This is a genomic window from Achromobacter sp. 01N37, from assembly GCF_056399725.1.
In genome coordinates this window covers 521,756-546,151 of the sequence record NZ_JBFTRX010000003.1, presented here as the reverse complement: position 1 = coordinate 546,151, position 24,396 = coordinate 521,756, and the positions used below count along the sequence as shown (strand labels likewise).

The following is a 24,396-nucleotide window of genomic DNA, read 5'->3' as shown; positions in this document are numbered from 1 at the left end:
TGGGCAGGAATCCATTCCTGCCCGCCCTTGGCCATTCGCCATTCGCTGGCGATAGCTTGATGATTTTGCGTGGGTTTTGCCATAATGGCCCCGGCTGACCTGGCTGCCGCATCCATCGCGGGAGCCAGGACGCGGAACCAAAGGTTAACGGCGTGCTCCAACGAGCCGCTGTCCCCTTAACCATCACAAGAGAAACTCACCATGATCAAGTCCGACGATACCGGCAAGCTGATCCTGCGCCTGACCCTCGGCATTCTGATTTTGCTTCACGGCCTGTCCAAACTCATGGGCGGCGGCGTGACCGGCATCAGCGGCATGCTGTCTTCGCATGGCCTGCCCGGCTTTCTGGCTTATGGCGTGTACGTGGGCGAAATCATTGCCCCCGTGCTGCTCATCATCGGCGTCTACACCCGCCTGGGCGGCCTGATCATCGCCATCAACATGATCGTGGCGGTGTTGCTCGCGCACACCGGCCAGCTTGGCACCATCACCAACACGGGTGGCTGGGCGCTGGAGCTGCAAGGCATGTTCTTCTTTACCGCACTGGCCATCGCCTTCATGGGCGCCGGCCGTTTCAGCCTGGCTGGCAATGGCGGCCGCTGGAACTAACGCTTGGCTGACCTTGCCGGCGTGACACAACACGACGCCAAGTGATACCAGACAACGGGGTCGCTCAGGCGGCCCCGTTGCTTTTGCAGCGAAGATTGATACCAACGACATGGGCCGTCACGCCGGCGCAAACATCGGTCACGCGAAAGCTGTTTCGGAACGATTACAACGAAGAACTCCTGGCCTGCTGGTATGGCCTAATCCTTACCAGCGCACCAAGGGCGTGAGCCACGCCTGGCGCAAGGTAGGGAGTTACCGAAATGAAGAAGAGTCTGCTGCTAATGCTGGTGATGGCCAGTTCGTTGACCGGTTGTGTGGTGGTGCCGGCCCGCCCGGCGTACTATCGCCCCGCGCCGGTTTACTACACGCCGCACTACTACTACCCCGCGTATCCCGCGCCGCATTATTACTACCGCGGATATTGAGCCCTCGCATCGGATGCGATGAGGAACTGCCATGACATCCTTAGCCCGGATTTCCCGTTTGCAACCCTTGGCCTTCACGGCGCTGCTGGCAGTTTGCGCGAGCGCGGCGGCGCAAACGTATGCACCGCCCCCGCCGCCCCCGGCGCCCGCTGCCCCCGTCTATGACAATGGCGACCCCGCCAACGCCAACCTGGCGCTGGTGGACCGCAGCCCCGAACCGCCGCCGCCGCTGCCCGTCTACGTGCAGCCGCCCGCGCCAGCCGATGGCTATATGTGGGTGCCAGGCTATTGGAGCCGCAACCGCTACGGCTTTTTCTGGGTGCCTGGCGCCTGGGTGCTGGCGCCCTATACCGGCGCGCTCTGGACGCCTGGCTACTGGGGCTTCGCCAACGGGCTTTATGTGTGGAATGCAGGCTACTGGGGCCCTCATGTGGGGTTCTACGGCGGCATCAATTACGGCTTCGGCTACGTCGGTTTGGGCTATGTGGGCGGCTATTGGAAGCGCGACCGCTTCTACTACAACCGCTCCGTCACGAATGTGAACGTGACGCGCGTCACCAACGTCTACAACCACAACGTCGTCATCAACAACGTCGACAACCGGCGGGTCAGCTATCACGGCGGCCCTGACGGCATCCGGCGCGCGGCCGACCCGCGCGAAGTGGCGGCCCGCAACGACCGGCACGCGCCACCCACCGACATGCAGCGTGGATTCGTGCGCGACGCCGGGAACAACCGCGCGCAGTTCTATGACCACAACAAGGGCCGCCCGCCGCAAGCGTTTGTGGACCATCCCGGCAATGGACGCCCGCCTGAAGGGCAACGGCCCGGCGGCGACGGGAATCGCGGTGACCGCAATGATGTGAACCGGGGTGAGCAGAACCGGGGTGACTCGAATCGGGGTGACCAGAATCGTGGCGACTCGAATCGCGGCAATCCCAATCGCGGTGATCAGCCCCGAGGGCAGAACGTCATCCAGACGCAACCGGGACGGCCGCCGCAAGCGCAAGCGCAGCAGCAGCCCTCGCGCGATGGGCAGCAGGCGCAGCGGGATCAGCAGGCGCAACAACAAGCCCGTCAGCAGCAGGCACGGGATCAGCAGGCTCGGGATCAACAAACGCGTCAACAGCAGGACCGCGACCAGCAACAGCAGCAAGCGCGGCAGCAGCAGGCTCGCGACCAGCAAAGGCAGCAGCAGGATCAAGCCCGCCAGCAGCAAGCGCGCGAACAGCAGTCTCGTGAACAGCAGCAGCAGCAAGCCCGTCAACAGCAGGCCCGAGACCAGCAACAACAGCAGCGCCAACAGCAGGCGCGTGAACAGCAACAGCAGCAGCAAGCTCGCCAACAACAGGCCCGAGACCAGCAACAGCAGCAGCGCCAGCAACAAGCTCGCGAACAGCAGCAACAGCAGCACCAACAGCAGCAACAACAAGCCCGTCAGCAACAGGCCCGTGAGCAGCCGCAGAAGCGGCAACAAGGCGGCGACGACGGGCGCGGCAGGGATCAGCCGCGTGGCAACGATGGACGGGGCGGACCGAATCGCGACTGAGTTGAATCCCGGAACTGAACCCCGTGCGCGGGTCCCGCTGCACTGGACCCGTCATCGCGGCAGGACTACAGTAGGCGTCTCGCCGCGGCCCGCCGCAAAAGATTGATTGAATATCGGAGACACCCATGAACCGCATGAAGCGCCTCGCCCCCTGCTTGATGTTCTGCGGCCTGCTGGCCGCCACTTCCGCCCAAGCCGCCCTGAATGTCGGCGCCCCCGCGCCCGACTTCAGCACCCAGGCGTCGCTGGGCGGCAACGTCTTCACCTTCAAGCTGAACGAGGCGCTCAAGCAAGGCCCGGTCGTGCTGTATTTCTTCCCCGCCGCCTTTACGCAAGGCTGCACGATTGAAGCGCACAACTTCGCCGAAGCCACCGACGAATACAAGTCGCTAGGCGCGACCGTCATCGGGGTTTCGACCGACAACATCGACACCCTGAACAAATTTTCGGTTAGCGAGTGCCGCAGCAAGTTCGCGGTGGCCGCCGATGGCGACGGCAAGATCATGAAGGCCTATGACGCCGTGCACGACAAGCGCCCGGATTACGCGCAGCGCGTGTCGTATGTGATCTCGCCGCAAGGCAAAATCTTGTATGAATTCACGGACATGAACCCCGAGTCGCACGTGTCCAACACGATGCGCGCGCTGCGCGACTGGAAGGCCAAGCAGTAAGGCCGCCAGCAGTAAGGCCACCAGCAGTAAGGCCCTCAGCAATAAGGCCCCCAGCAATAAGGCCAAGCGATAGGCCACAGAGGCTAACCGCCTGGCCGTAACTTAGTGACTGAGTTGCTTAGTTGAACGGCCAGACGGTCGGATGCGATCCGGGCGGGCTGGACGGACGCGTCCACCGCGCGGGCGTTTCTGAAAAATTGGCGGCATGGCGCACGGCTACAAGCTCGCCAAAGCCCGAGTGTTCGGTTTCCAGCAAGCCGTCAAAGCCGGGCATCTTACAGGCCAGCCCCCCATCCACCCGGCCCAGGCTGCGCAGCCAATGCGCAGTCTGCGCCAGCGACACGCGCACATGCCAGCTGCCGCCTTCGGTGGCCTGCCGCGCCAGCGCCACTTGCGCGCCAAACGCCATCAGATACCCCGACGCATGATCCAGAATCTGCATTGGCAAGGGCTTGGGCGCTTCCTGCCCCGCGGCTTGCGCTTCCGCATGGTTGAAGCCCGTGGCCGTTTGCACCAGGGAATCGAAGCCCCGGCGGTTGGCCCATGGACCCGCATTGCCGTAAGCCGTCAACGACACATAGACGATGCCCGGACGAATTCTTGCGGCGTCCTCCGGGCCAAAGCCCAACGCCGCCAGTCCGCCCGGCCGATAGCCCTGCACGAACACATGCGCACTGCGCAGCAAGTTACCCAGCGCAATACGGCCATCCGCCGTGTCCAGATCCGCCAGCACGGACAGCTTGCCGCGGCTCGTGTCGATGATGTTGTCGATGTTGGGCAGGTGCGGTGAATTCACGAGCATCACGTCGGCGCCATAGGCCGCCAGCGCGCGGCCACACACGGGGCCGGCGATGATGCGCGTCAGGTCCAGTACGCGAATGTCCTTCAGCGGCCGGGCGTCGTGCCCGTACTTCGGCAAGGGCCGGGGGTCGGCCTCACCGATGCGTTCGATCGTCATCAAGGGTTGCGCAGCAATAGCCTGGCCTTGGCCGTGGCGGTCCCAGTCGTCAAAGCTGCGCATGGCGGCCACCACCATCCCGGCGTCTGCGGCCACCTGTTCGAAGTCAGTGGCCTTCCAGCGTGACAACGCAAGTTCCACCGTTTCGCGCGTGGTGTCTTCGCCAATTGGGCATCCCAGCAAGGCCAGCGCCCCATCCCGGTGATGCGCGAAGTTGGCGTGGATGCGAACCCAGCCGCCATCGCCGCAGCGATACAAGCCGCTGATCGGGTCCCAGGGGTTGGGCGTCACGCCGTTGATGGTGAAGTGGCTGCGGCATTCCTGGGCGGCGTGCAGCATGTCGACACTGACCTGCTGACGCGCGCCGCCGCGCAGGTGCCAGAGCTCGGCGGCGGCCATGGCGGCGGCGGCCATGCTGACCTGCGCCGCAGCACCCACCGCGAATGAAGACGGCAGCACGGGGTTGGCGCCGGTCAACAGCACATGCTCAAGCGATTCGTCCGGCAAATCGAATGAACGCCATAGTTTCTGCAGTACGTCGCGAGACGTCTTGCTGGCGGGTGTGCGTCCCCGTAGAAAGGACGGGCGTAAATCCATCAGATTTCCCATAGCGTTCAACTCGGCTCTAGTCGTTGGATGAATTACATGGCGGGGGCACATATCGCGTCAATACGTATATGAGCTCAGCGTGTTTCACGGTTTGACCGCCACGCGCCCCGCGCCAGACGCGCTATGCATGGAAGACGGGGCAGCGGCCCGCGCCCCGGGGAGCGGGCGGGTTTCGCCACCCGGAATGTGCACGCTTGGCGCGGTGTGACGCGCGAAATACGCGCACGCGGCCGTCACATCTACTCGTAGTTTTTACATCGTCTTCCAGGCGCGGCGCCAAGATAGAATGCCAGCCTCAATGAAAAACGCCTGGACAGCGCATCGATAACGCTGCCGCCCGCCCCCTTCTTCCGCCCTGGATCGCCCTTCATGAATACGCTGCTCTGGCTCCGCACCGACCTGCGCATGCACGACAATCCGGCGCTTGCCGCCGCCGCCGAGAACGGCACGGTAACGGCGCTGTTCATCGCGTCGCCCGGGCAATGGCGCCAGCATGATGACGCGCCCGCCAAGGTGGACTTCTGGCTGCGTAACCTGCACGAGTTGCAGCGTGATCTGGGCGGCATCGGCATCCCCTTGAAGCTGCTGACCGTTGACGACTGGCGCCACGCGCCCGACGCCATTGCTGCGTTCTGCAAGCAGCACGACATTGCCCAGGTTCATGCCAACACGGAATGGGCCATCAATGAACGCCGCCGCGATGCGGCCGTGGGCATTGCGCTGGCCGAGATCGGCGTGGACTGGACCTTGCACCATGGCGCGTCGCTGCTGCGCCCGGGCACGGTGCTGACGGGCAAAGGTGAGTGCTACCGCGTCTACACCCCCTATGCGCGCACCTGCCGCGAGCGTTTGCGCACCGCCCCGTTGCGCGCCCTGCCCCCGCCCAAGGCGCAGACCCCGCCCGCCTGGAAGGCCGACCCGCTGCCGGATGCGTTCGRCGGCTTTGCGCCTGCCACCGAGGCCATCCGCGCGCTATGGCCGGCGGGCGAAGCCGCCGCCAGCGACCGGCTGGAAGCCTTTGCCGACGGCGTCATCGACGCCTATAAAGACGAACGCGATTTTCCGTCCTTGCCCGGCACCAGTTGCCTGTCGCCATACCTGGCAGCGGGCGTGCTGTCGCCCGGCCAGGCGCTGCGCGCGGCGCTCGCCGCCAACCACGGCGAGCTGGATAGCGGCAAGGCGGGCGCCGCTACCTGGATCAACGAACTGCTGTGGCGCGAGTTCTATCAGCATCTGCTAGCCGCCTACCCGTCGTTGTCGATGCACCTGCCCATGAAACCGGAAACCGCTGCCGTGCCATGGCGCGATGCGCCCACCGACTTGCAGGCGTGGCAACAGGGGCAAACCGGCATCCCCATCGTCGACGCCGCCATGCGGCAGTTGCTGGCGCTGGGTTGGATGCATAACCGCCTGCGCATGGTGACGGCCATGTTCCTGTCGAAAAACCTGTTGATCGATTGGCGGCTGGGCGAAGCCTGGTTCATGCAACACCTGGTGGACGGCGACCTGGCGGCAAACAATGGCGGCTGGCAATGGAGCGCGTCCACGGGGGCCGATGCCGTGCCTTACTTCCGCGTCTTCAATCCGTTATCGCAGTCCCGCCGTTTCGATCCGCGGGGGGTGTTCCTGCGCGAGTGGCTGCCCGAGCTGGCGCACCTGGACGACCAGGCCATTCATGACCCCAGCCCGATGGAACGCGCGGCGGCGGGCTACCCCACCGCTATCGTTGATCTGGCGCAAAGCCGGCTGCGCGCGCTGGAGGCCTTTGGCAATTTGCCTGCCGTGTGACGCCGCGGCAGCCACCGTCGGTCACCGACTTACGTTTTGCATAACATCCCAATATTTTGATGTAGATCAACCTCGCGCACGCCCCCCTCCCCGATGATGCCCGGCTGCACCACGCCCCCCGCCCATCACAGGACGACAGACGCATGCGCAACAATCAGCCGGTTTACGACAAGGAATACACGCTGCACGACGAGCAGTACCTGATCTCCCGCACCGACGCCCGTGGCCGCATCATCTACGCCAACCCCGCGTTCGTGGAAGTCAGTGGGTTCACACGCGAAGAACTGGTGGGCGCCGCGCACAACATCGTGCGCCACCCCGACATGCCCGAAGACGCCTTTGCCGACCTATGGCGCACCATCCAGCGCGGGGAATCCTGGACCGGCGTCGTCAAGAACCGCCGCAAAGACGGCGGCTATTACTGGGTGCTGGCCAACGTCACACCCATCATCGAACGCGGCGTCACGGTCTGTTATGCGTCGGTGCGCGTCAAACCCACTCAAGAACAAATTGACGCGGCCGATGCGCTGTATGCGCGGCTGCGCAACGGCACCGCGCGTAGCGTGCGCCTGCATCGCGGCCAAGCGCGGCCCACCGGGCTGATGGGGGTGCTGGCGCGGCTGAAATTCTGGCGCCTGACCGGCGTGCGTTCACGCATGCTGGCCTGGGCGATGCTGGCGTCCACCCTCTTCCTGGGCGCGGGCGGCGTCGCGCTGTACGCGATGATTGACCGCCTGCCGCCCGAAGAACTCGCCATGGCGGCGGGCGCGCTGGCCGCGGGCGTCGTGTTGATATTTGCGTCGGGCTGGGGCTTTGCGCGATCCATCACAGGCTTGTTGGGGACGGCTACCGACTTCACGCGGCAGATCGCCGCCGGCAATCTCAGCACGGCCATGCCGCCTGCGGGCTTGCGCGATGAGATCGGCGCGCTGAAATTCTCGTTGGAAGTCATGCGCAAAAGCCTCGTCAGCATTACGCGCGACGTGCACAACGGCATCGAAAGCGCCTTGCATTCCGCCTCGGAAATTGCCGACGGCAACGAAGATTTATCCGCCCACACGCAACACCAGGCCGCGTCGCTGGAAGAGGCGGCGGCCAGCATGGAGCAATTGGCCGCCACGGTGAAGCTGAATGCGTCGAATGCGCTAGGCGCGGATCAGATGGCCAGCCAGGCGTCGGATGTGGCCAAACGCGGCGGCCAGGTCGTGCACGATGCCACGGCCGCCATGCACGGCATCGTGGAAAGCTCGTCACGCATTGCGGAAGTGGTGGGCATCATTGACGGCATCGCCTTCCAAACCAACATCCTGGCGCTGAACGCCGCTGTGGAAGCCGCGCGGGCAGGCGAAGCCGGCAAGGGCTTTGCCGTGGTGGCGACCGAAGTGCGCAGCCTGGCGCAGAAAAGCGCCACGGCCGCTCGCGAAATCAAGGCGCTGATCGAAGCGTCGAACGAACGCGTCAACGACGGCGTGCGGCATGTGGAACGCGCGGGCGAAGCCATGCTGGATATTGTGGCGTCGGTGCAGCAGGTGACGCAGATCATGAACGAGATTGCGGCCACATCCACCGAGCAGCACACGGGCATCGACAACGTCAGCCGCACCATTTCGGAAACGGACAATGCGGCGCAACGCAATGCCGCGCGTGTGGAACAAGCCGCGCTGGCGGTAGACAACTTGCGCACGCGCGGCGCACAGTTGCGTCACGCGATTGAGGTGTTCCGGGTGGGCGGCAGCGCCCCCGCGCAACCGGCCCGCCCCCTCAGCCTTGCGCGGCAGCTTCCCTATCCAGCCGCTTGATGAAGACTTGCAGTTCTTTTTCGACCTGCTTGTCTCCGCGCGCCTCTGCCGCCTTTAGCCCGCTATCCCACGCGGCGCGTGCGCCCGCTTTGTCACCCAAGCCCAGGCAGGCCTTGCCCAGCCATTTCCACGCGACTGAATACGTGGGGTCAAACGCCAGCGCCGCGCGCAGATGCGTTTCAGCTTCGCGAAAGCAATCCTGCTCGGCGTAGGCCTTGCCCAGGGAAAACCGCAACAGCAGGTTGTCGGTGCCCTTGGCAAGCATCCCTTCCAGACGATCAATCATTCCTTCCATGCGTGGGCTCCCGGTAGTCTGCAAATATTGAACGCCATGATAGGACGGCGCTGCCGTCGCGGCGGCAATGGCCCCGGCGCGTGCCCGGATATGACGCGCCGCTTGCGGATGGCGGTTTGAAGGAACGGTTTCCTTGCGTTTCAATACGCGCACAGCAAGCAACGGTTTCCTTGCGTTTCAATACGCGCACGGCAAGCAACGCTTGCGCGATGATGCGGTCACACTCGTTATCGCCATGGGTTGTCGCCACGGCGTTGTCACCCGTGTTTATCGCCCCTGGTTGTCGTCGCATGAAAGGTACTGGTTCGATGATGCTTTTGCGCCCCAACTCACTTCGCCGGTCTCTGCTGCGCTCGTCGTTGTTGCCGCTGCTGCTCTGGCTGCCGCCCGCCTCCCGCGCGCGGGGGCAGCCGCCCGATGTGAACGCATCCGATGTGAACGCAACTAAGGCGAACGCGCCCAAGCCCGCTGGCACCCCCGCGCATGACGCGGCGCTGGTCAACCGCATCACCTGGGGCGCGACCCCGTCAGAGCTTGCGCGCATCCACGAGCTGGGCGCCGACCGTTATCTGCAACGCCAGCTGCATCCCGACGCCCACGCAGCCTTGCCCTTTGATGTGCAGCAACGCATCGACGACTTGTCGATCAACCACGAGTCTGATCAGGACGCGCAGGCCCGGCAGCGCAAGATCCGCCAAGATGCGCGCGGCCTGGACGCCGACGCCAAGCAAAAAGCGCAGCGCGAAGCGCGGACAATTTCGCGGGTTCGCGCCGAGGAAACCGCGTACCGCACGATATGGCGCGCGCTGTACTCGCCGAATCAGTTGCAGGAACAGATGACGTGGTTCTGGATGAACCACTTCAATGTCTTTGCGGGCAAGAATGACGTCGGCACTTATCTGCCCCAGTACGAAGCGCGCGCCATCCACCCGCATGCGCTGGGGAAATTTCGCGACATGCTGCGGGCCACCACCCGGTCGCCCGCCATGCTGGTTTACCTGGACAACACGCGCAATACCGTTGGCCATATCAACGAGAACTACGCGCGTGAACTGATGGAGCTGCATACGCTGGGCGTCAAGGGCGGCTACACGCAGACCGACGTGCAGGAACTGGCCCGCATCCTGACCGGGCTGGGCGTGCACAACAACGACAAGCCGCCCAAGGTAAAGCCTGAGCTGCGTGGCCAACTGGTGCAAGACGGCTTGTTCCTGTTTCACCCCGGGCGCCACGACACGGGCGACAAGGTGTTTCTGGGCCAGAAGATTCGCGGCGGCGGCCTGGACGAAGTGGACCACGCTCTCGACCTGCTGGCGCGCCAGCCCGCCACGGCGCATTTCATCAGCGGCAAACTGGCGGCGTACTTCGTGGGCGATGCGCCCGCGCCTGCGCTGGTCGACCGGATGGCCAAGACGTTTCTGGCGCAAGACGGCGATATTGCCGCCACGCTGCAAACGCTATTTACCTCGGCTGAATTCACGGCATCGCTGAAGACGGGCGTGTTCAAGGACCCGGTGCACTACGTATTGTCGTCGTTGCGTCTTACCTATGCCGACTTGCCGCCTGTGCGTAACCCCAAAGCGGCCATGGCCATCCTGCGCCAAATGGGCCAAGGGCTTTACCAGCGGCCCACACCCGATGGCTATCCGCTGGCCATGTCTGACTGGTCGGGTTCTGGCCAGATGACGCAGCGTTTTGAAATTGCACGCACCATCGCCGCCGCCCCGCAAGTGTTTTACCGTCTTCCCGACGATACGCAGCCGCTGGTGCTGCCCCGCCTGCCGAACCTGCTGACGTCGGCGTCTGAACAGGGCCTGTTCACCACGCTGTCACCCGCCACGCGTGACGCCATCGCGCAAGCGAAAACGCCCGCAGACGCCAATACCTACCTGCTGGCCTCGCCAGAATTCATGCGCCGCTAGGAGAACCCCATGGACCGCCGCCACTTGCTTCAGATGATGGCCGCCGCCCCGCTGCTACTGGGCGGCAGCCGCCTGTACGCCGCGCCCGCCGCGTCGAGCAACCGCCTGCTGGTCGTCTTCATGCGCGGCGCCTACGACGCCGCCAGCCTGCTGGTGCCCACCACCAGCGACTTCTATTACGAATCACGGCCCAGCATCGCCATTGGCCGGCCCGGCAGCGGCGCGGAGGCGGCCTTGCCTCTGGCAGACGGCTGGGGCCTGCATCCCGCATTGGCCGACAGCCTGATGCCCTTCTATCAGAAGAAGCAACTGGCCTTCGTGCCGTTTGCAGGCACGGACGACTTGAGCCGCAGCCATTTCGAAACCCAGAACAGCATCGAGCTGGGACGAGGCGGCGAAAAAGGCGGCGGCAATTACCGTTCAGGCTTTCTTAACCGGCTGACCGCCACGCTGAACGGGTCGGCAGCGCAGCCTGCCGCCTTCACGTCCGAAGTGCCGCAGATTCTACGGGGCGACGCGCGTGTTCCCAACATTGACCTGGGCGGCGCCAACCGCAAATCGCGCCTGAGCGAGGCCGACAACCGCGCCATCGCCTCGATGTACCGCCACACGGAACTGGACGCCTCGGTGGCCGAAGGGCAGCGCATCATGGGCGCCACACGGCAAGACCTGGACGCCGAAATGCAGGCGGCCAATGGCAATGCCGTGTCAACAGACAAGCTGGAAAAAGAAGTGCGCCGCATCGCCCGCTTCATGACCGACCGCTACAACCTGGGCTTTGTCGACGTCGGCGGCTGGGACACGCACGTGGGCCAGGGCGCGGCCAAGGGTGCGTTGGCGGGCCGCCTTGGGCAGTTGGGCCGCGCGCTGGCGGCGTATGCGGACGCGATGGGGCCGGCGTGGCGGCAAACCACGGTCGTCGTCATCAGCGAATTCGGCCGGACGTTTCGCGAAAACGGCAACAAAGGCACGGACCACGGGCACGGCACGGTGTATTGGGTGATGGGCGGCAATGTCCAGGGCGGACGCATTGCGGGGCGGCAAGTCGCCGTCAAACACGAAACCCTGTTCCAGGACCGCGACTACCCGGTCTTGAACGAGTACCGCGCCGTCTTTGCGGGCCTGTTCGCGCGCTTGTACGGGCTGGACAAGGCGCGTCTGGCGCAAGTGTTTCCGGGCGTGGCGCCCGTGGACTTGAAGCTGGTCTGAGCGCCCCGTCATCAAGGCGCAGGGGCTACACTCGGCGAGCAATCCGGCGCATTGACGCAATCGCTTCCCGCGCCTGAAACAGGAGCCCGCATGAGCACGATCTTCGATTTCTCCGCCCGCGACATCAACGGGGCCGAACAGTCCCTGAGCACCTACCGGGGCCGCGTGCTGCTGGTGGTGAACGTGGCGTCCAAGTGCGGATTCACGCCGCAATATGCAGGCCTGGAAGAACTCTACCGGTCGCTGCGCGATGACGGCCTGACGGTGCTGGGATTCCCCTGCGACCAGTTCGGCCATCAAGAGCCCGGCGGCGAATCCGAGATCCGCAATTTCTGCGCAACGCAGTACGACATCAGCTTCCCGATGTACGCCAAGATCAACGTCAACGGCGCCGACGCGCACCCGTTGTACCGCTGGCTCAAAGGCGAAAAGCCCGGCGTCTTCGGCACCGAAGGCATCAAGTGGAACTTCACCAAGTTCCTGGTGGGCCGCGACGGGCAGGTCATCAAGCGCTATGCGCCCACCGATACGCCCGCCGGCTTGAAGGACGATATCGAGCGGGCGCTGTCCGCGCCCGTCTGACACGGCGCCCGCCGTCTTAGCGTAATGGCGGCAACCGGCGGCGCACGGTATGCGCCTTGACGATGGCGGTGTTGGTTTCGGCGAACTCGGTCACGCGTTCAAGAATGCCATCCAGGTGCGAGATAGACCGCAGCACCACGCGGGCGATGAAGCAGTCATCGCCCGTCACCTTGTCGCATTCGACGAATTCCGGAATCTCTTGAATCAGCCCTTCGACGTGGCGCAATTGCCCGGGCAACGGCCGGATGCGCACGATGGCTTCCAGCGTGTACCCCAGCGCCACGGGGTCCACGTCCAGGGTGTAGGCGCGGATCACGCCCGATTCTTCCAGCCTGCGCAGGCGGTCGGCCACGCTGGGCGCCGACATACCCACCTGCCGGGCCAGATCGGCCGTGGTGGTGCGCGCATTGGCCGACAGGGTCTCCACCAGACGGCGGTCAATACCGTCCAAGACCGGGTTTTCGTTTTTTAGGTCGTTTTGCATAAATTCCACCTAAAACAAGGTTTGACGTCAAAAGCACCACGCGAACATCATATAACCGCGTTGATCCGCCTGGGATAATTTCTCCATCGCACCTTGTGGCCAACTGGCCCGCCGGAGAACCCTCATGAACCCCGCATCAGAACGCCTAGGCCTGGCGCAAATGGCCGCCGCCATGACCTTATCCGGCACGCTGGGCGTCTTCGTCCTGGAGTCCGGGCAAAGCGCCTGGAACGTCGTCTTCTTCCGCTGCGTCTTCGGCGCCCTGTCACTGTTCCTGTATTGCTGGGCGCGGGGCCTGCTCAAGCCCGGCTTGTTCACCGCCAAAACGCTGGCCCTGGCGCTGGTGGCCGGCGCCGCACTGGTCTTGAACTGGGTGCTGCTGTTTTCCGCCTACCGGCTGGCGTCGATCTCGCTGGCCACCGCCGTCTATAACGTGCAACCCTTTTTCCTGATCGGCCTGGGCGTGCTGTTCCTGGGCGAACGCCCGACGCGCGGCAAACTGGCGTGGTCCGTCGTGGCGTTTGCCGGCCTGCTGCTGGTGCTGCGTCTGACGGACACCGCGGGCGCGGGCGGCGCGGCCTATCTGTCGGGCCTGATGCTGGGCCTGGGGGCCGCCGCGCTGTATGGCGTCACCGCCATCATCGTCAAGCGGCTGAAGGGTATTCCGCCTCAGGTGCTGGCGCTGGTGCAGGTCACGCTTGGGGCCATCATGCTGCTGCCGATGGCGGATTTCAATGCCCTGCCCGCAGCACCCTTGCAATGGGGGTATCTGGTGGCGCTGGGCGTGATCCATACCTGCCTGATGTACATCCTGATGTACTCGGCCATCCAGAAGCTGCCGACGACGTCGACCGCCGCGCTGAGCTTCATCTACCCGGCCGTGGCGATCATGCTGGACTTCGCGGTCTACGGTCACCGCATGGACGCCACGCAGGTGATCGGGGTGGCGCTGATCTTCGTGGCCGCGGCCGGCGTCAGCTTGAACTGGACGTGGCGGCTGCCGGGCCGGGCGCGGCCGGGTGCGGTCTGAAGCCCCCCGCCGCGCACACGTAGAAACCCGCCCCCGGCCCCGGTTATTCGGGGGGCTGCGCATACGGCCCCGCTATCATGGCCTTTCCATCCGCCGGCCCCGCCGGCGGCGCCATGACTCTGCGGACACACCCTATGATCGATCTCTACTACTGGACCACCCCCAACGGCCACAAGATCACGCTGTTCCTTGAAGAAACCGGCCTGCCCTATCAAATTCACCCGGTCAACATCAGCCGCGGTGATCAGTTCAAACCCGAATTCCTGGCCATCGCGCCGAACAACCGCATCCCCGCCATCGTTGACCAAGACCCGGCCGATGGCGGCGCGCCGATCTCCCTGTTCGAGTCGGGCGCCATCCTGCAATACCTGGCGGAGAAAACCGGCAAGTTCCTGCCCGCCAACGTGCGCGGCCGCGCCGAAGTCTCGCAATGGCTGTTCTGGCAGATGGGCGGCCTGGGCCCCATGGCCGGCCAGAACCACCACTTTTCCGGCTACGCGCAAGAACGCATCACCTACGCCATCGACCGCTACGTCAAGGAAACCAACCGCCTGTACGGCGTCCTGAACAAGCGCCTGGCCGACCGCGAATTCGTCGCCGGTGACTACTCCATTGCCGACATGGCGGCCTACCCCTGGATCGTGCCGCACGCCAAACAGGGCCAAGACCTGAAGGACTTCCCGCACCTGCAACGCTGGTTCAACACCATCGCCGCGCGCCCGGCCACCCAACGCGCCTATGCGCTGGCCGACACCATCAATACCGCGCCGTCCATCAGTGATGAAGAATCGCGCCGCATCCTGTTCGGCCAGACCTCGCAGAACCTGCCCCGCTAACGCTCTGGAGCACGCGCCATGTCTCATCCGCAACGGGTTTTTCGCCGCGCACGCCAGGAAGATCTGCCGCAGATCGTCGCCATGCTGGCCGACGACGAATTGGGCGCCACGCGCGAGGACGCCTCGGTTCCGCTGAACCCGCGCTACACCGCGGCGTTCGCGGCCATTGCGCAGGATTCCAATCAGTTCCTGGCCGTGGTTGAGCAGGATTCACACCTGGTCGGCTGTTTGCAGTTATCGTTCATACCCGGCTTGTCGCGGCTGGGACAATGGCGCGGGCAAATCGAAAGCGTCCGCATCGCGTCGTCGTCACGCGGCCAGGGCCTGGGACGCGCCACGTTCGAATGGGCAATCGAGCAATGCCGCCTGCAAGGCTGTGGCATCGTTCAACTGACCACCGACCGCGCCCGCCCGGATGCGCGCCGGTTTTATGAAAGCCTGGGTTTCGTGGCCACCCATGACGGCATGAAACTCAGCCTGTAGTGTTTGTACTGATTCAAGGAAAGCCCATGCATGGCGAATACAAAGTCCCCGGCGGCAAACTGGTCGTTGCGGATCTCGAAGTGCGCGACGGCCGCCTGGCCAATGTGCGCATCAGCGGCGACTTCTTTCTTGAGCCGCCCGAAGCGCTTGAGGCCATCAACGCCGGCTTGAACGGCATGCCGGCCGATGCCGGCGAATTGGAACTGGCCGTTGCCGTGCAATCCGCCCTGCCTGCCGACGCCGAGATGTTCGGCTTTTCCGCCGAAGCCGTGGCTGTAGTGTTGCGGAGGGCGCTTGCATGACGCGCACTGACTGGAACGACTACGACTGGCAACTGATTCATGAAGCCCCCCAGGCGCCCGCGCTGCACATGGCGCTGGACGCCGTCATCACCGATGAGGTCGGCGCAGGCCAACGCCCGCCGACCTTGCGCATCTGGGAATGGGCCGCCCCCGCCGTCGTGATCGGCCGTTTCCAATCCCTGAAAAATGAAGTCGACCCGGAAGGCGCCAAACGCCACGGCATCGAAGTCGTGCGCCGCGTGAGCGGTGGCGGCGCGATGTTCATCGAACCCGGCAACTCCATCACCTATTCGCTCAGCGCCCCGCAAGCCCTGGTTCACGGCATGAGCTTCCAGGAGTCCTATGCCTTCCTGGACGCCTGGGTGCTGACCGCGCTGCAAGGCCTGGGCATCAAGGCTTGGTATCAGCCGCTGAACGACATCGCCTCCGACATTGGCAAGATCGGCGGCGCCGCCCAAGCCCGGCGCGCGGGCGCGGTGCTGCACCACGTGACCATGTCCTATGACATCGACGCCGATAAAATGGTCGAAGTCTTGCGTATCGGCCGCGAGAAGCTGTCTGACAAAGGCACCACCAGCGCGAAGAAACGCGTGGACCCGCTGCGCACGCAGACGGGCCTGGCGCGCGAGGTCATCATTGACCGCATGCTGGAAACTTTTGCCAGCCTGCATCGTCTGACCCCCGGGCAGATTGGCAGCGATACGCTGGCCAAAGCGCAGCAACAGGCTGACGAGAAATTCTCTTCAGCCGAATGGACCGGCGTCGTGCCCTGACGGCAGTTGATGAATTTGTGGAGGTAGTTCAATGCGTCGCACGTTCACGCCGCAAGGCGCGATAAGCGGTTTGATTCTGGGCGCGGCTCTGCTGGCGCTTGCCGGCTGCAGCAGTGCGCCCCCGGCGAACATCACGCTCGCCACGCCCACCACCAGCAGCACCACGGCGGAAAAGGTGGGCGACCTGTCCACCGAACGCATCAAGTGGGCATCGAACAAACCCGGCTGCGAGGGCGACTGCCCCCACATTGAAATCGACAGCGTCGCCTTTCCCGGCAACCCCAAGTTGACGGCGCTGGTTGACCACGTGCTGGCCTACATGACCGGCACCGACGCCAACCGGCGCGGCGCCTACGACACGCTGTCGGAATACACGCAGTACTTCTGGTCCACGGCGCGACCGCGCGACGCCACCTACTTCAAGGCCAGCGTGAAAGACACCGTGGGCGACATCGTGTCGATTGAACTGCACACCGAACAGTTCCTGACCGGCGCCGCGCACGGCATCCCGGCGACGCAATATTTGAATTGGGAACGTTCGCGGGGCCGCGTCATGAGCCTGGACGAAGCCCTGATTCCGGGCCGCCGCGCAGAGTACGTCGCCGCCTTGCAGCGCGCGCACGCAAAATGGCTCACCAGCAACCCCGACGCCAAGCGCGACCCGGCCAGCTACAACAAGATGTGGCCCTTCCAGGAAAGCGACAACTACGCCTTGACCCGCGACGGCATCGTGGTGAAGTACGACGCCTATTCCATCGCGCCCTACTCGCACGGCGAGCCGGAACTCAGCATTCCGTACGCGGACCTGCGCGGCATTTTGAAGCCGGAGCTGTTGCCGAAGTCGTGATCCTTGGCGCATGAACAGCCGGCTGCCAGCCGCTGCGATGGTGCTGCACCTGAAATGCGACAACCGGCACCGGGCATGCAGCCCGTTGCCGGTGGTTGCTCGCGCCAGGCGGCGCAAGGCCTCTTCGAGGCCGGGGTTCGGGTGAGCGGACTGGGGGTGGAGCTAGGGAGGTGGCCGCTTTTTTCGCGTCTGTGGCCGGGTAAGACGCCCAGTCCGCTCAATACAACCGCGGCATGAAGGAGCCGGCGGCGCGCACCGATGGCGCGCCGCCCGCTCACGTCAGGCGCTTAGAAGCGGTGACGGACACCCACGATGCCGACCGAGCTCTTGACGCCGTCAACAAACGCGAAGTCGGTGGCGTACGAACCCAGCGCGTACAGGTTGGTGCGCTTGGACAGGTTGTACGTGTAGCCGATGCTGTAGACGTTCATCGTCGAGTCGTTGCCGGCGGTCAGCGGGTTGCCGTTGGGGTCAGCACGCTGCCACGACGCCAGGATGCTGCTGGCGCCCAGCGGCACGGTCAGGCCGACCAGGTACGAATTGGCCTTGAAACCAGAGACGGCCACGTTCGTGCCGAAGCTGCTGGCCGTGGGGCTGCCGCTGCCGAACGAGTTGATGCTTTGGCCGGTGAACCAGCCGTCACGCGTCTGGCCGAAGCCCAGCGCCAGCTTGACCACTTCGAAGTCGTAGGCGGCGGCGATAGACCACGACTTGGGCGTCGCGTCGTTGTTCAGCTGGCTGGCGGGGTTCAGCTGGTCGTACGTGGCAGCCACGTTCAGCGGGCCGTTGACGTAACGCAGGCCGGTCGTGATGGCGCGGGTGTTGTCGGCGGTCTTGAAGCCGGTTTGGGCGGCGGTGGTGTCAGCTGCGTTGAACGAGTAGCCAACGCCAAACTGGAAGCCGCTGAACGACGGGGTCGAGTACTGCACCATGTTGTCGTAGCGGACCGTGTTGGCGGCGCTGAAGGCCACGCCAACGTTAGCCTGGCCGTAGCTGCCGGCGAACGGGTCGATCGCTGCCAGGTACTTCGACGCAATGTTGGTCTGACGGCCGAATTCCAGCAGGCCCCACGAATCAGCCTTCAGGCCGACGGTGGCTTGGCGGCCGAACAGGCGGCCGCTTTGGCCCGACTGGCCGTTACCGGAGTTGAAGCCGCTTTCCAGGGTGAACACGGCGCTCAGGCCATCGCCCAGATCTTCGGCGCCACGCAGGCCCCAACGCGAGCCGCTCGACACGCCGTTGACCATGCCGACTTTCGATTCGTGGTAGCCATCGCCCTTGATGCGCTGGTAGCCGATACCAGTGTCGATCAGGCCGTACAGCGTCACCGACGTTTCGGCTTGAGCCACGCCGGACAAGGCGGCGAACAGCGCGGTGACGAGCAGAGTCTTTTTCATTACATATTCCCTTTGATTGAACATACATGCGCAGGTGGCTTGGCTTGCATCGCAAGCGGCGTGCGGCACATGGCAGGAACAAATTCTAGGGACGCAATGTGTCAGTTTTCCAGACGCAAGGGCTACTCGTCCCAGATCTCGAAAAAAAAGTGCCTCGTTGTGGCCTTAACTACACACCCTTTGCGACCCCCAACGGGCTCGCAAAGGCGTCATTTCATCGTGCTAGGAAGGCAACTGCCAGAACAGCAACTGCTGGAAAGGAAAAGGGGGAAAGACCGACGCCAGGAAGGTAGCGTGTCAGCGCGCGCCCTTCAATGGCAGAAGCCGACGATACTCCTTCGGCAGCGGATGTGCAGCATGTTCTTCCACGGTGCGCGCCAGCCGCTGGGCAAGCGCTTCGGGGAACGGGGTGGCGCGCCGGGTATCCAGGTTCACGTGCAAGGAGAGCTGCTCCATGGTGGCGGCCAGGTAGCCGTCGCGCGTCTGGATCAGCTCCATCATGCACATCAGCCGTTTGTTGTCGGCTTCCAACAGACGGATGCGCAGCATGAGGGGGTCGCCTTCCAGCACTTCGCGCAGGTAGGCCACGTAGATGTTCATCGTGTAGATACCGCAACGCGTGGCCTCGGTGTAGTCCAGCCCCACGCCAACCTGACCCAAGAGTTCAAAACCGACGCGGTCGAAGATACCCACGTAGTGGGCGGCGTTCAGATGGCCGTAGGCGTCGATCCAGGCGGGGTCCACGGCAAGGGTCGTGGACGGCAAGGCATGCGTCATGGGTACTCCAGACAAAGGGGCCGGGCCCAAGGCGGGCAACGGCACATTCTATGCAGGTTCCGGCATCCGTGCCGCCCCCATTTTCCCCAGTTGAAGGATTCCGCCCGCGCAATAGAAATCGCCCCTTTCGGGGCGATTTCTGTTTTTGTCTTCCTCTGCCTCCTCAGCGGCGCGTTCAGGAACGCACCGCCGATTCAGACATCACGGATACAGGCCGCGCACTTGGCGCGCTTGCAGAATCCGGGTGCAAGCCACGATGAACGCAGCGGTGCGCAGCGTGACCTTATGTTCCTTGGCCACTTGCGACACGGCGGCGTAGGCTTCGCGCATGATGCGTTCCAGGCGCTGGTTGATCTCTTCTTCGCTCCAGAAGAAGCTGGAGAAGTCCTGCACCCATTCAAAGTACGACACCGTCACGCCGCCGGCGTTGGCCAGCACGTCCGGCACGACATACACGCCGTGTTCGGCCAGGATGTCGTCCGCTTCCGGGGTGGTCGGGCCGTTGGCGCCTTCGACCACGATCTTCGCGCGCACCTTGGCGGCGTTGTCGACGGTGATCTGGCTTTCCAGGGCTGCCGGGATCAGGAATTCGGTTTCCAGCGTCCAGAACTCGTTCTTGTCCATGGCCTGGCCGCCCGAGAAGCCGCCCACGCCGCCGTGTTGCGACACGTGCGACAGCAGCTTGTGCACGTCCAGACCTTCGGCGTTGTGCACGGTGCCGGTGTGGTCTTGCGCGGCAATGACCTTGGCGCCGGCTTCATGGAACAGGCGGGCAGCGGTGCCGCCCACGTTACCGAAGCCCTGCACGACCACGCGGGCCTTCGAGACGTCGATGTTCAGGTCGCGTGCGGCTTCGCACGCCACGACGAACACGCCGCGGCCGGTGGCTTCGACACGGCCCAGGCTGCCGCCCAGCGCGATCGGCTTGCCGGTGACCACGCCGGTGGCGGTGGCGCCTTCGTTCATGGAGTACGTGTCCATCATCCAGGCCATGGTCTGGGCGTTGGTGTTCACGTCAGGGGCGGGAATGTCTTTCGACGGCCCGATGATCACGCCAATTTCGGTCGTGTAGCGGCGCGTCATGCGCTCGAGTTCGGATTGCGACAGCTTGCGCGGATCGACACGGATGCCGCCCTTGGCGCCGCCGTACGGCAGGTTGACTGCGGCGTTCTTGACCGACATCCACGCGGCCAGCGCCATCACTTCAGACAGGGTCACGTCTTGGTGGAAACGCACGCCGCCCTTGCCCGGGCCGCGCGACACGTTGTGCTGCACGCGATAGCCCTCGAAGTGGGCGATGGTGCCGTTGTCCAGTTCGATCGGCACGTCGACGATCAGCGAGCGCTTCGGGCGCTTCAGGGTCTCAACCCACCGTCCCAGAGAGCCGAGGTACGGGGTGACCCGGTCGACTTGTTGCAGGTAATTACCCCAGGGGCCGAGGTCATCGGCATTCAGATAAGACGGCAAGGCATGGGTGGGTGTGTGAGACATGAGCATGATCTCCTGACAAAGTTGCGCCATTTTATCCACGAAAGTAATAGCGTCCCCATTTAAATATAAAATATATTAAATGGGGACGTATTAATGTTGCGGATACCGTACGGGTCACAAGCCCGGTCTTAAAGCTGCCCCTATCCTAAGCCGGCAATCCGGACGCGTCCACCCTCGGCCAGCCGCAAGTCGCGCATGTATTTGCTTTGCGGGCATCGATGAAAAAAGGGGCAGCCTCCCTGGAAGCCGCCCCTTTTGCTTGCACCGCCTGCGTCACTACAAAAAGCGATGCGAATTCCGCATCGCCATCACGCCGACATCAACTGCCAGGCCAGCCGGGCAGCCGCGCGCGCGCCATGCCCGTCGATGTCGAAACGCGGGCTGTATTCCGCCATATCGGCCAGCCGCAACTTGCCGCTGGCCTTCACGCGCAGCACGATTTCCTCAACCACGGCCATCGGCACCCCGTAAGGCGCAGGCGCCGAAACGCCGGGCATGACGCCGGCCGGCAGCACGTCCAGGTCGATCGTCAGGTACACGTGGCGCGCCCGCGCCAGCAAGGCGTCGACGTTGGCCAGGCGGGCTTCAAGGTGGCGTTCCTGCATGTCACGGTCTTCGACCCACACGGCGCCCACTTCGGCGGCGCGCGCGTACAACGCCGGCGTATTGGCCAGCCGCGACACGCCCAGGCAGGCGTATTGCAAGGGCCGACCGCGTTCCTCGCAGTAGTGGGCGATCTGGTCGAACGGTGTGCCCGAGCTGCCCGGGCGTCCGGTGCGCAGGTCGAAATGCGCATCCAGGTTCAGCACCAGCACGGGCTCGTTGTCGCCTCGGGATTCCAGCCAGCGGGCCAGGCCCTGGAAGCTGCCCCAGGCGATTTCGTGCCCGCCGCCCAACACCACCGGGCGGGCGCCCTGCGCCAGCAGATCGGCCACGCGCAGGCCCAGTTGCTCCTGCGCCGCCTCCAACTGGTCGCCTTCGCAGGTGACATCGCCCGCATCCAGCAAGCGGGTCAAGCCATGCGCCGGCAAGCCCGCCATGAACTTGCGGATGCCAGCCGGGCCTTCCGCCGCGCCGATACGCCCTTGGTTACGGGCGACGCCCGCGTCGCAGGCAAAGCCCAGCAACACCGGCTCGCCCTTTTCCACCTGGCCAGCGGCCGCTTCGACAATGTGCGCCAGACGGCGCGTGTCGCCTTGTTCGGCGCTGTCGTCGCGCGCCTTCCACAGGGTTTTGTCCAACTGCACCGCGCTCATGCCGCTGCCCCCTGCCCCGCATTCAGCACGGCTTGCAGGAATTCACGGGTGCGCGGTTCGCGCGGCTGGCTGAAGATCACTTCCGGCGTGCCGGATTCCAGGATCACCCCGCCATCCATCACGGCGACCACATCGGCCACGTCACGGGCAAAGCCCATTTCGTGCGTCACCACCATCATCGTCATGCCTTCGCGCGCCAGCAGCTTCATCACCTGCAGCACTTCGCCCACCAGCTCCGGGTCCAGCGCCGAGGTCGGCTCATCAAACAACATGACTTTGGGCTGCATGGCCAACGCGCGGGCAATCGCCACGCGTTGCTTCTGTCCGCCAGACAGGCTGGCGGGCATGGCGGCGGTCTTTTGCGACAGACCCACCTTCTTCAGCAGGTCTTCGGCCAGCGCATTGGCCTCGTCGCGGCCCATGCCGCGCAGCTTGCGCGGGCCCACCGTCACGTTATCCAGCACCGACAAGTGCGGAAACAAGTTAAAGCCCTGGAACACCATGCCCACCTGCATGCGCAGCTGGTTCAGCGCCGCCTCGGGCAGCAGTTCGCCATCGTCCAGCAAGGTCTGACCGCAGATGTCCACGGTGCCGGCCTGCGCCACTTCCAAACCATTGCAGCAGCGCAGCAAGGTGCTCTTGCCGGAACCGCTGGGCCCGATCACGACCACCACCTGCGAAGGCAGCACGTCGAAATCGATGCCCTTCAGCACGGCATGTTCGCCATAAGACTTGTGCAGGCCGCGGATGCGGATCATTTCCTGCGGAGCGCCAAATTGGTTCATTGCACCATCCCCCCGGCGCGCAGGTGTTGTTCCACCTTGCGCAAAATCACCATCGCGGCCGTGGTCAGGACCAGATAAATCAAAGCGACCACCAGATACGTTTCCAGCGAGCGATACGACACGCTGATGATCTTCTGCCCTTCGTGCATCAGATCGTGAATGGTCAAGAGCGACACCAGCGCCGAGTTCTTGATCAGCGCAATGAACTCATTGCCCAGCGGCGGAATCATGCGCACCACTGCCTGCGGCAGGATGATGATGCGCATCGCCTGACCCGACGACATGCCCAGCGAGCGCGCCGCTTCCGTCTGGCCGCGGTCAACCGACTGAATTGCGCCGCGCACAATTTCCGACACGTACGCGCCGGAATACATGCCCAGGCCCAACACGCCGCACGCGAACGCCGGCAGCGTCACCCCGAACTGCGGCAGGCCGAAGAACCAGATGAACAGTTGCACCAGCAAAGGGGTGCCGCGAAAGAACAGCAGGTACGTGCTGCACAGGTTATAGATGATGTAGCGCTTGGGGTTGAGGCGGCCGACGCCGACCAGCAGGCCCATGACACAGCCCAGCAACAAGGCGCCAGCGGTTACCTCAACGGTAACCACCGCGCCCCGCATCAGGCTGTCGAAGTCGGCGAAGACGGGAGCGAATTCCAGGTTCATTTCGCGGGGGCCTCAAACCACTTGTTCACGATGGCCTGATAGCTGCCGTCGGCCTTCAGCTTTTGCAGCGCGGCGTTCAGGTCGCGCGTCAGCTCGGGCTTGCTCTTGGGCACGGCAATGCCGTAGTCCTCGGTTGTGATCTGATCGTTCAACACGGTCAGCCCCGTCGTGCTTTGCGCGAACAGCTTGGCGGCGGGCTTGCCGGTCACGGCGGCCTCCGCGCGGCCGATCTGCACCAGGTTGAACATTTCCTGGTTCTTCTCGACTTCCACGCGCTGCACGGCCGGGAAGTGTTCCTTCAGATAGTTGACCGACTTGGTGCCCACCTGCACCGACACCTTACGGCCATCCAGATCCTTCAGCGTCTTGATGGGGCTGTCCGTCTTGGTCAGCACCACGAGGCCGCCTGCGTAGTAGGGGTCGGTGAAGTCAACGACCTTGCTGCGCTCGGGCGTGATGTAAATGGCGGACACGGCGATGTCGGCGCGGCCGGCTTGCAGCGCGGGGATCAGGCCTTTGAAGTCGATGTCGATCCATTCGACTTTCTTGCCCATGGCGCCGGCCAGCGCCTCAACCAGTTCGATGTCGAAACCCGTGCGCTTGCCGTCTTTGACAAACTCCATCGGCGGGAAGGTGGCGTCGGTGACGGCACGAATGGTTTCCTGGGCGTGCACGGAGCCAGCGCTCCAGGCCAGGCCCAGCGTCAGGGCGGCAGTCAGCAGTGTGCGGCGAGTGGTCATGGTCAGTCCTATGGGAAAGAGGTACGGCGATGAGTACGGCGGAAGAGGAATAGCGAAAAGTGAGGCGGCAGAAATGGCGTGGCGAATACGGTGCGGCGAATGCGGTACGTCGAA

25 protein-coding genes are annotated in these 24,396 nt (G+C 64.2%); 15 read left to right on the top strand and 10 right to left on the bottom strand.

Annotated features, from left to right (window positions below; translation table 11 throughout):
- Nucleotides 1-201: 201 nt before the first annotated feature.
- The 4 genes from AC1DSJ_RS08670 (at nt 202) to AC1DSJ_RS08655 (ending at nt 3,254) form a co-directional block, all read left to right on the top strand.
- Nucleotides 202-609 (top strand): DoxX family protein, encoded by a 408-nt coding sequence (locus tag AC1DSJ_RS08670; protein ID WP_054425747.1) that lies wholly within the window; start codon nt 202-204, stop codon nt 607-609.
- Between the two features lie 260 nt (nt 610-869).
- Complete coding sequence (locus AC1DSJ_RS08665) at nt 870-1,034, top strand: hypothetical protein (protein ID WP_175168467.1); 165 nt, start codon at nt 870-872, stop codon at nt 1,032-1,034.
- 31 nt (nt 1,035-1,065) lie between these two features.
- Entirely contained in the window at nt 1,066-2,583 is a 1,518-nt protein-coding gene (locus tag AC1DSJ_RS08660) for an adenylate cyclase (RefSeq protein ID WP_441371283.1), read from the top strand.
- 134 nt (nt 2,584-2,717) lie between these two features.
- Entirely contained in the window at nt 2,718-3,254 is a 537-nt protein-coding gene (locus AC1DSJ_RS08655) for a peroxiredoxin (protein WP_175169446.1), read from the top strand.
- Nucleotides 3,255-3,372: 118 nt separating this feature from the next.
- Here AC1DSJ_RS08655 and AC1DSJ_RS08650 read toward each other — a convergent pair whose 3' ends face one another.
- Nucleotides 3,373-4,821, bottom strand: coding sequence for a CoA transferase (locus AC1DSJ_RS08650; protein WP_054425752.1), 1,449 nt, complete (start codon nt 4,819-4,821; stop codon nt 3,373-3,375).
- Between the two features lie 369 nt (nt 4,822-5,190).
- On the opposite strand from AC1DSJ_RS08650, the gene phrB reads away from it, so the two are divergent.
- Complete coding sequence (gene phrB, locus AC1DSJ_RS08645) at nt 5,191-6,609, top strand: deoxyribodipyrimidine photo-lyase (protein WP_476760298.1); 1,419 nt, start codon at nt 5,191-5,193, stop codon at nt 6,607-6,609.
- A 143-nt stretch (nt 6,610-6,752) separates the two neighbouring features.
- Nucleotides 6,753-8,408, top strand: a complete 1,656-nt coding sequence (locus tag AC1DSJ_RS08640; RefSeq protein WP_441371282.1) for a methyl-accepting chemotaxis protein — start codon at nt 6,753-6,755, stop codon at nt 8,406-8,408.
- On the opposite strand, the gene AC1DSJ_RS08635 is transcribed toward AC1DSJ_RS08640, so the two are convergent.
- On the bottom strand, nt 8,371-8,703 hold the full coding sequence (locus AC1DSJ_RS08635; protein ID WP_175168464.1) for a hypothetical protein: 333 nt from the start codon (nt 8,701-8,703) through the stop codon (nt 8,371-8,373). The two genes, AC1DSJ_RS08640 and AC1DSJ_RS08635, sit on opposite strands and share 38 nt — an antisense overlap.
- Nucleotides 8,704-9,011: 308 nt before the next feature.
- Here AC1DSJ_RS08635 and AC1DSJ_RS08630 point away from each other — a divergent pair, with 308 nt between their 5' ends.
- From AC1DSJ_RS08630 to AC1DSJ_RS08620, 3 genes are all read left to right on the top strand, one after another.
- The gene (locus AC1DSJ_RS08630) at nt 9,012-10,625 is read left to right on the top strand and encodes a DUF1800 domain-containing protein (RefSeq protein ID WP_441371281.1); all 1,614 of its coding nucleotides are present in this window, start codon (nt 9,012-9,014) and stop codon (nt 10,623-10,625) included.
- Nucleotides 10,626-10,634: 9 nt separating this feature from the next.
- Nucleotides 10,635-11,834, top strand: a complete 1,200-nt coding sequence (locus tag AC1DSJ_RS08625; RefSeq protein ID WP_441371280.1) for a DUF1501 domain-containing protein — start codon at nt 10,635-10,637, stop codon at nt 11,832-11,834.
- 90 nt (nt 11,835-11,924) lie between these two features.
- Complete coding sequence (locus AC1DSJ_RS08620; RefSeq protein ID WP_441371279.1) at nt 11,925-12,416, top strand: glutathione peroxidase; 492 nt, start codon at nt 11,925-11,927, stop codon at nt 12,414-12,416.
- Between the two features lie 16 nt (nt 12,417-12,432).
- Here AC1DSJ_RS08620 and AC1DSJ_RS08615 read toward each other — a convergent pair whose 3' ends face one another.
- A complete protein-coding gene (locus AC1DSJ_RS08615) occupies nt 12,433-12,900 on the bottom strand; it encodes an Lrp/AsnC family transcriptional regulator (protein ID WP_054425764.1) in 468 nt (155 codons plus the stop codon).
- Between the two features lie 124 nt (nt 12,901-13,024).
- On the opposite strand from AC1DSJ_RS08615, the gene AC1DSJ_RS08610 reads away from it, so the two are divergent.
- The 6 genes from AC1DSJ_RS08610 (at nt 13,025) to AC1DSJ_RS08585 (ending at nt 17,171) form a co-directional block, all read left to right on the top strand.
- Entirely contained in the window at nt 13,025-13,930 is a 906-nt protein-coding gene (locus AC1DSJ_RS08610; RefSeq protein WP_054425766.1) for a DMT family transporter, read from the top strand.
- Between the two features lie 134 nt (nt 13,931-14,064).
- Complete coding sequence (locus AC1DSJ_RS08605; protein ID WP_441371278.1) at nt 14,065-14,766, top strand: glutathione S-transferase N-terminal domain-containing protein; 702 nt, start codon at nt 14,065-14,067, stop codon at nt 14,764-14,766.
- 18 nt (nt 14,767-14,784) lie between these two features.
- Nucleotides 14,785-15,249 (top strand): GNAT family N-acetyltransferase, encoded by a 465-nt coding sequence (locus AC1DSJ_RS08600; RefSeq protein ID WP_441371277.1) that lies wholly within the window; start codon nt 14,785-14,787, stop codon nt 15,247-15,249.
- A 26-nt stretch (nt 15,250-15,275) separates the two neighbouring features.
- Nucleotides 15,276-15,551 carry a lipoate protein ligase C-terminal domain-containing protein gene (locus tag AC1DSJ_RS08595; protein WP_054425772.1) on the top strand — a complete coding sequence of 92 codons (276 nt, stop codon included), beginning with the start codon at nt 15,276-15,278 and terminating at the stop codon, nt 15,549-15,551.
- Nucleotides 15,548-16,324, top strand: coding sequence for a lipoate--protein ligase family protein (locus AC1DSJ_RS08590; RefSeq protein WP_054425774.1), 777 nt, complete (start codon nt 15,548-15,550; stop codon nt 16,322-16,324). Before AC1DSJ_RS08595 ends, AC1DSJ_RS08590 begins: the two co-directional genes overlap by 4 nt.
- 31 nt (nt 16,325-16,355) lie before the next feature.
- Nucleotides 16,356-17,171: an RsiV family protein gene (locus AC1DSJ_RS08585; protein WP_054425776.1), complete on the top strand. Its 816-nt coding sequence runs from the start codon at nt 16,356-16,358 to the stop codon at nt 17,169-17,171.
- Between the two features lie 287 nt (nt 17,172-17,458).
- On the opposite strand, the gene AC1DSJ_RS08580 is transcribed toward AC1DSJ_RS08585, so the two are convergent.
- The 7 genes from AC1DSJ_RS08580 to AC1DSJ_RS08550 form a co-directional block, all read right to left on the bottom strand.
- Nucleotides 17,459-18,568: a porin gene (locus tag AC1DSJ_RS08580; RefSeq protein ID WP_175168459.1), complete on the bottom strand. Its 1,110-nt coding sequence runs from the start codon at nt 18,566-18,568 to the stop codon at nt 17,459-17,461.
- A 297-nt stretch (nt 18,569-18,865) separates the two neighbouring features.
- Nucleotides 18,866-19,345 carry a thioesterase family protein gene (locus AC1DSJ_RS08575; protein ID WP_346552028.1) on the bottom strand — a complete coding sequence of 160 codons (480 nt, stop codon included), beginning with the start codon at nt 19,343-19,345 and terminating at the stop codon, nt 18,866-18,868.
- Between the two features lie 201 nt (nt 19,346-19,546).
- Complete coding sequence (locus tag AC1DSJ_RS08570) at nt 19,547-20,836, bottom strand: Glu/Leu/Phe/Val family dehydrogenase (RefSeq protein ID WP_054425785.1); 1,290 nt, start codon at nt 20,834-20,836, stop codon at nt 19,547-19,549.
- Nucleotides 20,837-21,144: 308 nt separating this feature from the next.
- A complete protein-coding gene (gene hutG, locus AC1DSJ_RS08565) occupies nt 21,145-22,092 on the bottom strand; it encodes a formimidoylglutamase (RefSeq protein WP_054425787.1) in 948 nt (315 codons plus the stop codon).
- Nucleotides 22,089-22,877, bottom strand: coding sequence for an amino acid ABC transporter ATP-binding protein (locus tag AC1DSJ_RS08560; protein ID WP_054425789.1), 789 nt, complete (start codon nt 22,875-22,877; stop codon nt 22,089-22,091). Before AC1DSJ_RS08560 ends, hutG begins: the two co-directional genes overlap by 4 nt.
- A complete protein-coding gene (locus tag AC1DSJ_RS08555; RefSeq protein ID WP_054425790.1) occupies nt 22,874-23,542 on the bottom strand; it encodes an amino acid ABC transporter permease in 669 nt (222 codons plus the stop codon). The genes AC1DSJ_RS08560 and AC1DSJ_RS08555 overlap by 4 nt, the downstream gene beginning before the upstream one ends.
- Nucleotides 23,539-24,282 (bottom strand): transporter substrate-binding domain-containing protein, encoded by a 744-nt coding sequence (locus tag AC1DSJ_RS08550; protein WP_054425792.1) that lies wholly within the window; start codon nt 24,280-24,282, stop codon nt 23,539-23,541. The genes AC1DSJ_RS08555 and AC1DSJ_RS08550 overlap by 4 nt, the downstream gene beginning before the upstream one ends.
- Nucleotides 24,283-24,396: the final 114 nt, after the last annotated feature.